Origin of the sequence: Microcoleus sp. S13_C3 (assembly GCF_036700905.1) — a bacterium.
Classification (GTDB): domain Bacteria; phylum Cyanobacteriota; class Cyanobacteriia; order Cyanobacteriales; family Microcoleaceae; genus Microcoleus.
Genome location: NZ_JAUBPT010000063.1, coordinates 33,680 through 43,346, shown reverse-complemented (window position 1 = coordinate 43,346; position 9,667 = coordinate 33,680). Strand labels below are relative to the sequence as shown.

The window sequence follows — 9,667 nt, the reverse complement described above, 5'->3', positions numbered from 1 at the left end:
GCTGGAGTCGGCGCTGGTGCTGGAGTCGGCGCTGGAGTCGGCGCTGGTGCTGGAGTCGGCGCTGGAGTCGGCGCTGGTGCTGGAGTCGGCGCTGGAGTCGGCGCTGGTGCTGGAGTCGGCGCTGGAGTCGGCGCTGGTGCTGGAGTCGGCGCTGGAGTCGGCGCTGGTGCTGGAGTCGGCGCTGGAGTCGGCGCTGGTGCTGGAGTCGGCGCTGGAGTCGGCGCTGGTGCTGGAGTCGGCGCTGGAGTCGGCGCTGGAGTCGGTGCTGGTGTCGGCGCTGGAGTCGGCGCTGGAGTCGGCGCTGGAGTCGGCGCTGGAGTCGGTGCGGGTGTCGGTGCGGGTGTCGGTGCTGGTGTCGGTGCTGGTGTCGGTGCTGGTGTCGGTGCTGGTGTCGGTGCGGGTGTGGGCGAGACAGAAGAAGCCGTAATGTTAATTTGGGTCGGCTGTACTATCTGAGGGTCGGGGCTGAAATAACTTCCCTGCGTAATAACATTTTCCTTCTTTGGACCCCCAGTGGCAATGCTGCCAGCAGTACCGTTGAGTTTGTTATAGTCGGCCCCGACGCTGAAAGGAGTGTTCGAGGCTTCGCCACCGTGGCGAAAGGTGATATCTCCACCATTAGCGCTACCAGTCGTGGATGCGGAAATGCTGCAAGCTTGCGACAAGCAGTTGTTATCGTTTGTGAAAGTGCCTGTGGCTCGGAAATAACGGCCGGCTGTAATGTCAATATCTCCTCCGCCTGTTCGGCCTTCGGTGTTGATATGGGTTACTTGGATGTCGTTGCGGGCGTTGAGGGTGACTTCGCCGCCTTGTTTTTCTTCGGAGTTGGCGTCTATGAATCCTGTTTGAATGCTGCTTGAGGGTGCTGCAATACTAACGTGTCCGGCGTTGCTGGTTTTGTCGCTCGATTTTGCGTTGATATTGCCTGTTTCTACTTTTCCTGTACGGCTGGTGACGCTGATGTTGCCGCCTGCGGTGGTGTCGGAGTGGGAGTCGAGATCCGCAGTGCTAATGTCGCCCCTAGCTTCTAGGGCGATCGCGCCGCCTTGGGAACTTGTCAGGTTTCCGCTGACTGCAATGGTGTTGGCTGCTTGAATTTCGATCGCCCGAGCGTTTGCCTCTTTTAGTGCTACGTCCCCCGCAGCTAATGCTCGGTTAGACGCCGTGAGTACCACTTCACCGCTGGCATTGACGCTGAGGCCTGTAGCGTTTGTTTTACCGATACCTGTGAGTAGTTCGGGCAAGGTTGCGATCGAGAATGTCGAAGCTGTGCTGGATCTTTCTGTGGTGCTCGTCGCTGAGGGCGGCTCGATTTCCAAACTCAGCAAATTGCCTCGCTGGCGGATCTGCACTAAATTTGTCCCGGAGACTGATGCTACGGTAATTTGACCGCCTGGGGCCGAAACGCTGCCGGTGCTGACAACGGTGCCGCCGAGCAAGGTTAAGTTCTGCCCTGACTTGACTGCTAAGTCTGCCGTGCTGATAATTGCCCCTGCTCGATCGGCTCCAAAAGTAAAGGAATTGGGCGCGCCTGTCAGAGATGTGTAAGTGCTAGTACCGACAGCGTTAAACGAGTTTGAACCAAATCCAATAGCGGTGGCGGTGGTTGCTGTGAAAGAAGCCGGCACGTTTAAGCTGGCACTGTTGCCAAATATGATGCCGGATGGATTCATCAGAAACAAGTTAGAATTGCCGCCGGTTACTTGAATTAAGCCGTTAATAATCGAGGGGTTGCCGCCGCCTATGCCCGCTAAAATGTTGCGAATGTTGGGGTTTGATATAAAGTTGGCAATCTGATTTTCCGACAAGCCGAATTCTTTAAAGCTGTGGAAAAGATTTTGTCGATCGCTCGATAATTTTCCGCCTTGAATATCGAAGCGGGTTGGCTGCCCAGCAGTTCCGTTTTGGGCTGCGGGAGTGACGGTAGTGCCCGTTGCGTCCGCCGCTGGAACAATTGTTTGACCTTCTGCTTTGGCTTGCACAAAGTAAAGATTTATTAAGACTATTTGCAGAGCAAGTGTCAGTTTGCTTATTCTTGCTTTTGAGAGGAATTTCGACGTTTTTTGAATATTTTTGACGGTTTTCATAGGTTTTTAATGGGTAAAATATATATAGTCTTTCTCAGTAACATGAGGTGCTCATAGGACAGAGGGCATAGGGCATAGGGCATAGGGCATAGGACTAACCCCATACCTCACTACGCTTGAGAACCGCTATAAATCACAGAAATTAAATAAAGAAACCGGCTTTGTAGAAAAAACTTGGGTGGACGGCTGTGTCACTAAAGAGTTGCACATCTGTGCTGTGTCTGGTCAATTTCGTAGAAGATTGGAAATCTACCCCTCATTTTCAGAGGGGGTATTTGTGAGCTATTCTGTCAGTCTTATTGCTAAGTAAGGTTTGCCTGGTAAATGTTCACGTTCCCTTGTTAGGAAAGCGACACGCTTGGCTATAAACCTGTTCACTCGTTCATTAATCGCCTTCGACAGTGCATAATGCTGGCGTTTACATCACGGTGTTATGACCAGATGAACGTAGTCAGTTAAGACGCTTGACTGCACGTTCCGATGTTGTACAGGTGCTGACTAGGAAGGCCAATATCTGCATAGGTTTTTCGGAACGGTTGAAGACGCTATCTTTATGAAGCAACCGGGTTTCTGACTGCAAGTGCATTCAGGAGTCAATGGGTAGAAATGGCCTTTGCTTTGGCAATTTTCTCAGCGTATCTTTTCCACAATCTAAATATAACTCGAAATGCCTAGGCTCTGTATCTTCCCCATGACATATTAATAAAACATAACAAAAACGGCCTTTCTAGAGGCTCTCCGACGCCTATAAACCCGTTTCTTTAACTATTATTGATAGTCTGAAGGAAGTATAGGGGTTCAAAAACTAGGTTTCTGCGTCCAATACTGACCCGGAAACATCCCCAAATATTTTATAGAAAACAAAAAATACTCGACACTTGCCGAAACTTAAAATTAGGGAAAGAAGAAATGAGAAGGAGTCAAGGGATTTTAGATTTTAGATTTTAGATTTTAGATTTAAGCATTGACCCCACGGATAAATTCGGGGGCAAGTTTCATCGGATACAGGTTTTTTATTTCTGGGTCTTGAGTCTGCTTTCGGAATGAATCCGGGGGCTTGTATGGTGGGTGCTTTCGGTCAGAAGACAGAATTCTGAATTCCCAATACCCCATGCCTGAAGTGAGGGTTAACGGTCACGGAAAGAATTTTTTGTGATCCACGATTAAAATCGGGGGCTTTAAACCTCGATTCTCCATCCTGTCGCACAGAATCCCTTCTGGATTCTGGCTGTTTAATTCTGAATTATTCTTCAGTAATATCATGTCCGATCGATCGCCCATAATACAATTGCCGGGGCGGGTTTGTGAGATTGTCCCTTTTTGGCAAATATTATTGGTGAACCCGCCCCTACAGGAATCAGGGTAATCGACCGGACATGATATAAGTCAAATTGTTAGGGTGTTCAAAAACCCGGTTTATTTAAATAAAAAACCGGGTTGTTTGGTTTATTTGTGTGAGGTTTTGTGAAGTAAAACTACTTAAATCCGGCTCTATTTCCCTCTTATAGTCAAGTCCACTATTGCCGATTGCGATCGCCTGCTTTTGGGTTTTAATCGCTCGCCCTGTGGGTGTTTAAGGGGGTGTGCAGGCGGATTTGTGGCAGGATTTAAGAGTTAATTGGGTGAAGTTTGGACAGTGGGCGAGGGACTGGGTGAAGCAGGGCGCGGTGAAGCAGGGCGCGGTGAAGGATTTGCAGAAGGAGTGGATTGGGTGGATTTTTTGAGACCGACAAAAGCGTCATAACGGGTGGTACGATCGCCAATGACGGCCGCTGTAACGCCGATCGACCGCGTGGCGTCAATCCACATTTTTTGGCTGGGAGGAAACTCCGGCAAAGCTAGGTTTTTCGGATTAAACGCCGTCTCGGTGTCGATGAAGAAATTGCCGTTGTGGGGTTTAAGTTCCGATCGTACTGTTTTCTGGAACAGTTCGCTGCTTAAAAGCGGACTTTTCGGCGCCGGAACGATCGCATCAACCACGGGAGCTCCTACTGTCATAAACGCTACATTGTTCATCCAGCCGCGAGTTACCGTAATCCCTCCAAACGGCGATGTCCATTTAATCGCCGGTTTGCCGCCGACTTGAATTTCCTCCACTCTAAACCCTTTCATTTTCATCGTTTCATCAAGCTGTTTCAGGGATTTGTCGGCTGCGCCCTGGTTGTTGGTTTCCACCATAAATACAAATCCGGCAGCAAATTTGTCTCTGGGATTCTGGGCGGGCGCTGGTATTAATGATAGAGAAAATTCTCCCGCCATCCAGTTCATCAAGTCTTTATCTAAATCCATGCCGGTAGTGGATTTTAAACCTGTGCGTAAAACTTGGGGATTAATCGGGGAAATCGGGTTGGCCTCGGCTCCCAATACGTAGTCTTGCCACAAACGCTGCAAGTTGCCGCCAGATACCATCATTATTGTATTGCTTGGCAGGCGGTCAACCATTTTTAGAGCATTGTTTTCTACTGCTATCCGTCTGGTAGAATCTGGTTTTAGCCAAGAGACTGATTTGAAGGCAATTCCTTCTTCTTCCAGCGTCGCTGTGGTGGCAAACCCTTGATTTTGTTGCAGTTTTTCGAGGTTTTCTGGCGAAATTTCACGGGCTGAGTTGGCGGCGGCATAGGCGGCGGCAACTGGCATATTGACGTAGATTTGACCGAAGGCGCCCGGACTTTTTATTTTGTCTATGGCGTCTGCATAGCCAGGGGTTTTGGCTAGGGAAGGTTCACCTTTGTATGTGTCGATTATTCTGTCTGTAGCGCTAGGATCTGTGGTGACTGCTAGATAGTTTGTGCCGAGTACCGCGACTGAGAAATTGCGATCGGGTACCCCTTGAGTTTCTGTGACTTGGACGCCTTTATAATTACGCTCAACTATTTTTCCTTGGCTGAGAGGCTTGGGTTTTGCTAATAATTCTTTGGCTTTGATCGGGTTGGCAATTGGCAGGATAATTGCCACTGACTGTTGAATTGGCGGAGATGGGGGCGCGTTGGGTGCGGGCGAGGGGGCTGGTATAGCTATTTTGTTGCGGAGAAAGGCTACCATTGCTGTGTTACCCACCCAGGGTTGAATGTCTTGCTGGTAGGCGTAGCCGTTGCTGGTGAGGAGGCGATCGCGCATTTCCGTTAAAAACCTCTCAAACGAAGCTTTTGACTCCGGCGTGCCAAATTCTCGCAGTTTATTCCACTGCGATTCATCGGTGCTGATGGATAGGGCCATCATCGTATCTTGGGGGACAACCGTTGCCCCCGCTGGCAAATCTTTGGCGGGCCCACGGGAAATGACGAGGTAGTAGGTGACAAAGCCTAAACCGATCAGAAGTGTGGCGGCTCCGATCGTAAACAGCAGGGAAGATTTATCTTTCTTAAACATTATTCGTAAGGTTCGGGTGCTCGCAACATCATAAATTATATTGGGCATGGGGCATGGGGCATGGGGCATGGGGCATGGGGCATGGGGCATGGGGCATGGGGCATTGGGCATCGGGAATTGGGAATTGGGCATCGGGCATGGGGCATTGGTAATTTGTTGGTTTTTATTTGTTATTAGAAAAACTACTAACAAGTAACCACTAGCCACTATAGTCCTAGACGCAGAAACCGTTTCTTTTACTAAATACTGGATTTGAGCGTTGAATCCTGGTAAAAAACCTGGTTTCTTTGGTATTTACGCATAAGTCCTACACTAACTACTTCCGATCCCCAATTCCCGATGCCCGATGCCCAATCCCCAATTCCCTGATGTTAGTTTCTGGCCTTAAAGTCTTTAAAGATAGTTTGAAACGAGTACATCAGCCGGTGGACATCGTTTGTGGCGCTAGGAAAAATGTTGAGTTCCCATTTTTTGCGAGCGGTAGTTAGCAATTTTGCTACGGGTTGCGAGTAACTGTTAGAAATGAAATAGCTGCCGCCTTCGTAGCGAATGTCTGACGCTAAGCCGATAAAAGCACCAGCCATTTCTAGTTTAAGTTCTGAGGTGCTGTGTTCCGATTTTACTGCTAAAATTACCTGCGAGTGCCGGGGTTCGCGGTTGAGCAAGCGGCAGATATTTGCTTCTTTTTGGTACAAAATTAAAACGTTGCAGTTGTGCAGAACTCCGGCTCTACCTTGGACTTTTACTCCTAGGTGAACTTCCAGGGCTGGTTTGTCGGGAAATTCCACAACAGCATGAGTGTATGGATGTGCAGTTCCGTGGATTTTTCCCGCCGTTTTTCTAAATGTTAAATATTTCGGTGTTTCGTCGTCTAAAACATTGTTGTAATAAATAGTACCGCCTTCATTAGCAACTGCTTTTAGCAGGATGGTGAAGAGGTAAGTGTCAAAAATTCTGGCTTGTTCTGCCGCTGTGTTAAAATCGGGATCGATCGAGCTTTTTAATTTGCTTTTAATTTCGGAATTGATGGCGTAGTTGCTCGGCCCAGAGGGCAGTTTTTCCAGCAAGTTCTTGAGGGCGATCGCCTGTTTGTGACGGGGGGCTGTGACGCTGGAGGTAAACTCGATTGTTTTGGCTGTTTGGGCACCTGAATTGGCAAAGGTAATTTTTGTGCCGAGAGGAGATGTTTCTGATTCTACTTTCAAGAAATAAGCAATTTCGTCTTCCATTTCGGAAGTGTTGACCGTCGCTTGTTCGACAGCATTAATTAACAGCAAAAGTTGTTCTTTTGCGGTATAATCTTCTATCTTCAGCAGAGGTGTTTTTCGTTTGAGCGATCGCTCTTCAATTACTTTGCCTATCTCTACAGTATCGGCTACTTGTTGAACTACCCAACCCAAATTAAACTCATCCAGAATTGCCGCCAGTTCCTGATAGAGTTTGGCGTACTCGATCTCGTCCATAATTGTTTCTGCGCTGCACACTATTTTGATTATACAAGCAGATTTGATTTTTTGGTCAATGGCTGTTGAGCAAGTACGCAGATTGCCTGTAATGGCGAATTAGCAGAGTGTTCGAGTGTTCGATTGGGGAAAATCTTTGTCTTGGCTGAACATCCATCCGTTACATCCGTTAAATCCCGTACATTGCTGGTTGCCGAACTTGCTGCTGCTTGAGAGAGACAATTGGGAGTAAGCTATTCTACGACATTTCTAGCGATCGAACTATGGCAACTATCAACGACAACTACCTCAAACTCAAAGCTGGCTACCTGTTTCCCGAAATTGGGCGCAGGGTGAAAGCCTATGCAGAGGCGAATCCCCAAGCGCCCATCATCCGGCTGGGGATTGGCGACGTAACGGAACCACTACCGGCTGCTTGTCGGGAGGCGATGGTGAAGGCGGTGGAAGACATGGGCTCGCGGGATACCTTTAAAGGATACGGCCCGGAACAAGGTTATGAGTGGCTGCGGGAGAAAATTGCCGAGCACGATTTCAAGTCGCGGGGATGCGATGTTGATGCTTCGGAAATCTTTATTTCTGATGGTTCTAAGTGCGATTGTGGCAATATTCTCGATATCTTTGGCAACAATAACACGATCGCAGTTACCGATCCAGTTTATCCGGTGTATGTAGACACTAACGTGATGGCTGGACACACGGGAGATGCGAACGAAAATGGCGAATACGGGGGTTTAGTTTACCTGCCAATTACAGCGGAAAACAATTTTACTGCGGAAATTCCCACTGACAAAAAAGTCGATTTAATTTACTTGTGTTTCCCGAATAACCCGACGGGGGCAACTGCAACCAAGGAACACTTGCAAGCTTGGGTAAATTATGCTAAAGCTAACGGTTCGATTATTTTCTTCGATGCGGCTTACGAAGCGTATATTACCGATCCGAGTTTACCGCATTCTATCTACGAAATTGAAGGGGCGCGGGATTGTGCGATCGAATTTCGTTCTTTCTCAAAAAATGCTGGTTTCACCGGTACTCGCTGCGCGCTGACAGTTGTACCGAAGACTTTGACTGGAAAAGCAGCAGATGGTTCCGATGTCGAAATTTGGAAGCTGTGGAACCGCCGCCAATCTACTAAGTTTAACGGAGTTTCTTACATCGTGCAGCGCGGTGCTGAGGCGGTTTATTCAGAGGCTGGCAAGGCACAGATTCAGGCTTTAGTCAATTTTTACATGGAAAATGCTGCGATTATTCGCGAGAAATTGACAGCGGCGGGAATCGAGGTTTTTGGTGGCGAAAATGCACCTTATGTGTGGGTGAAAACGCCTCACGGTTTGTCGAGTTGGGATTTCTTTCAGAAGTTGCTGGAAACTTGCAATGTGGTGGGAACTCCGGGTTCTGGTTTTGGTGCGGCGGGTGAGGGTTATTTCCGCATTTCGGCGTTTAATAGTCGGGAGAATGTGGAAGAGGCGATGAGACGGATTGTGGAGAAGTTTAAGGTTTAAAAGGGCGAGAGATAAATCTTTTTGGGGCGGGCTCTTCGGCCCACTCCACAAGAAATTGATATGTTGTGGAACAGGCATCTTGCCTGTTGATTTGGGCGGGTTCTTCGGCCCACCCCACAAGAAATTGATAGGTTGTGGAACAGGCATCTTGCCTGTTTCTTTGGGCGGGCATCTTGCCCACCCCACCAGAAATTGATTAGTTGTGGAACAGGCATCTTGCCTGTTGATTTGGGCGCGCTCTTCGGCCCACCCCACAAGAAATTTGATGTGTTGTGGAACAGGCATCTTGCCTGTTGAAGTGGGCGGCAAGATGCCCACCTCACAAGAAATTGATATGTTGTGGAACAGGCATTTTTTCAAAACATTGTATGAGTTCGTTTAAATAAAACGCCTCAATTATAATATTCCGTTTTCTATCCATCAGCATCGCTAGGAAAACCAAATTGGTCTGGTAATTCAGCAGAAGTAATTTGCAGAATCTCTAGCAACTTCTTATATTGAACAGGCGTTAGCTTCGGTACCGATCGCCCAGCTTCCCAGTTGCTTACCGTCGCTTCCGTAACGCCAAGTGCCTCTGCTAGCTGCTTTTGAGTCATAAACCGCTGAACTCTCAGTCGCATTAGGGGCGATCGATCGGCTCTTTCTGAGGTTTCCATAGGCTATTTGTTAAGTTATATTAATTTATTTGGGTTTTGCCTAAAATAATTGATATCTACCCTAAATTGATTTAGATTTAAGCTAATAGAGATTAGACCGCACCAGGTAAGCCACTTGTGCTGTAGGGGAATTGCTGTCTTTTCTTCAACTTGTTATTGTACGCGGTTTTACCGTTACAAAGCATCAAACCTATCCAAAATTATTCGTCAAAGCTATGTTGCAAGATTCATCATCGAACCAAACATCGCCGAATGTTTTAACCAACCAAACCTTTGAGGGCGATCGCGAAGCAGTCCGTCACGTCATCATCGGTTCGCCGCTGGGGGTACGGCGAACTATCCACCAACTGCACGCATTGCGCTACGAGGAAGCTGTTCGTTGGACTCATCCGATAGCCATTCCCGACAACCGCATCATTATTACACCCGATCAGGGAGAAATCATGAGTCTGTTAGTCAAATTAATCTGGCTTCAATGAAGTCATAAATGTGCGATCGATCTTTCTAGAATTCAGTCAAAAGTGCGATCGCGAATCTCTTCTCGTTGCCCGTGCTAAACTCAATAGATATCTTGTATTCTTATCAAGAAC

The 9,667-nt window shown here is 48.0% G+C and carries 7 protein-coding genes; 3 read left to right on the top strand and 4 right to left on the bottom strand.

Annotated elements, in window-relative coordinates:
* Both QUA16_RS18245 and QUA16_RS18240 read right to left on the bottom strand, forming a co-directional pair.
* Nucleotides 1-2,087: two-partner secretion domain-containing protein (locus tag QUA16_RS18245; protein ID WP_333181286.1), on the bottom strand; the 2,087-nt coding region annotated here is incomplete at its 3' end.
* Between the two features lie 1,614 nt (nt 2,088-3,701).
* Nucleotides 3,702-5,456 (bottom strand): DUF3352 domain-containing protein, encoded by a 1,755-nt coding sequence (locus QUA16_RS18240; protein WP_333104791.1) that lies wholly within the window; start codon nt 5,454-5,456, stop codon nt 3,702-3,704.
* A gap of 46 nt (nt 5,457-5,502) precedes the next feature.
* On the opposite strand from QUA16_RS18240, the gene QUA16_RS18235 reads away from it, so the two are divergent.
* A complete protein-coding gene (locus QUA16_RS18235) occupies nt 5,503-5,652 on the top strand; it encodes a hypothetical protein (RefSeq protein ID WP_333104792.1) in 150 nt (49 codons plus the stop codon).
* Between the two features lie 175 nt (nt 5,653-5,827).
* Here QUA16_RS18235 and QUA16_RS18230 read toward each other — a convergent pair whose 3' ends face one another.
* A complete protein-coding gene (locus QUA16_RS18230) occupies nt 5,828-6,919 on the bottom strand; it encodes a hypothetical protein (protein WP_333104793.1) in 1,092 nt (363 codons plus the stop codon).
* Between the two features lie 263 nt (nt 6,920-7,182).
* On the opposite strand from QUA16_RS18230, the gene QUA16_RS18225 reads away from it, so the two are divergent.
* A complete protein-coding gene (locus tag QUA16_RS18225) occupies nt 7,183-8,421 on the top strand; it encodes an LL-diaminopimelate aminotransferase (protein ID WP_333104794.1) in 1,239 nt (412 codons plus the stop codon).
* A gap of 413 nt (nt 8,422-8,834) precedes the next feature.
* Here the strand turns inward: QUA16_RS18225 and QUA16_RS18220 are convergent, their stop codons facing one another.
* Nucleotides 8,835-9,077, bottom strand: a complete 243-nt coding sequence (locus QUA16_RS18220; RefSeq protein ID WP_190745066.1) for a helix-turn-helix domain-containing protein — start codon at nt 9,075-9,077, stop codon at nt 8,835-8,837.
* A gap of 215 nt (nt 9,078-9,292) precedes the next feature.
* Between QUA16_RS18220 and QUA16_RS18215 the strand changes: the two genes are divergently transcribed.
* Nucleotides 9,293-9,556: a hypothetical protein gene (locus QUA16_RS18215; protein WP_333181285.1), complete on the top strand. Its 264-nt coding sequence runs from the start codon at nt 9,293-9,295 to the stop codon at nt 9,554-9,556.
* Nucleotides 9,557-9,667 lie beyond the last annotated feature (111 nt).

Excerpts from the sequence above, each read along its gene's own strand:
- QUA16_RS18240 (WP_333104791.1), bottom strand. The coding sequence starts at position 5,456 with ATGTTTAAGAAAGATAAATCTTCCCTGCTGTTTACGATCGGAGCCGCC.
- QUA16_RS18235 (WP_333104792.1), top strand. The coding sequence starts at position 5,503 with ATGGGGCATGGGGCATGGGGCATGGGGCATGGGGCATGGGGCATGGGG.
- QUA16_RS18230 (WP_333104793.1), bottom strand. The coding sequence starts at position 6,919 with ATGGACGAGATCGAGTACGCCAAACTCTATCAGGAACTGGCGGCAATT.
- QUA16_RS18225 (WP_333104794.1), top strand. The coding sequence starts at position 7,183 with ATGGCAACTATCAACGACAACTACCTCAAACTCAAAGCTGGCTACCTG.
- QUA16_RS18220 (WP_190745066.1), bottom strand. The coding sequence starts at position 9,077 with ATGGAAACCTCAGAAAGAGCCGATCGATCGCCCCTAATGCGACTGAGA.
- QUA16_RS18215 (WP_333181285.1), top strand. The coding sequence starts at position 9,293 with ATGTTGCAAGATTCATCATCGAACCAAACATCGCCGAATGTTTTAACC.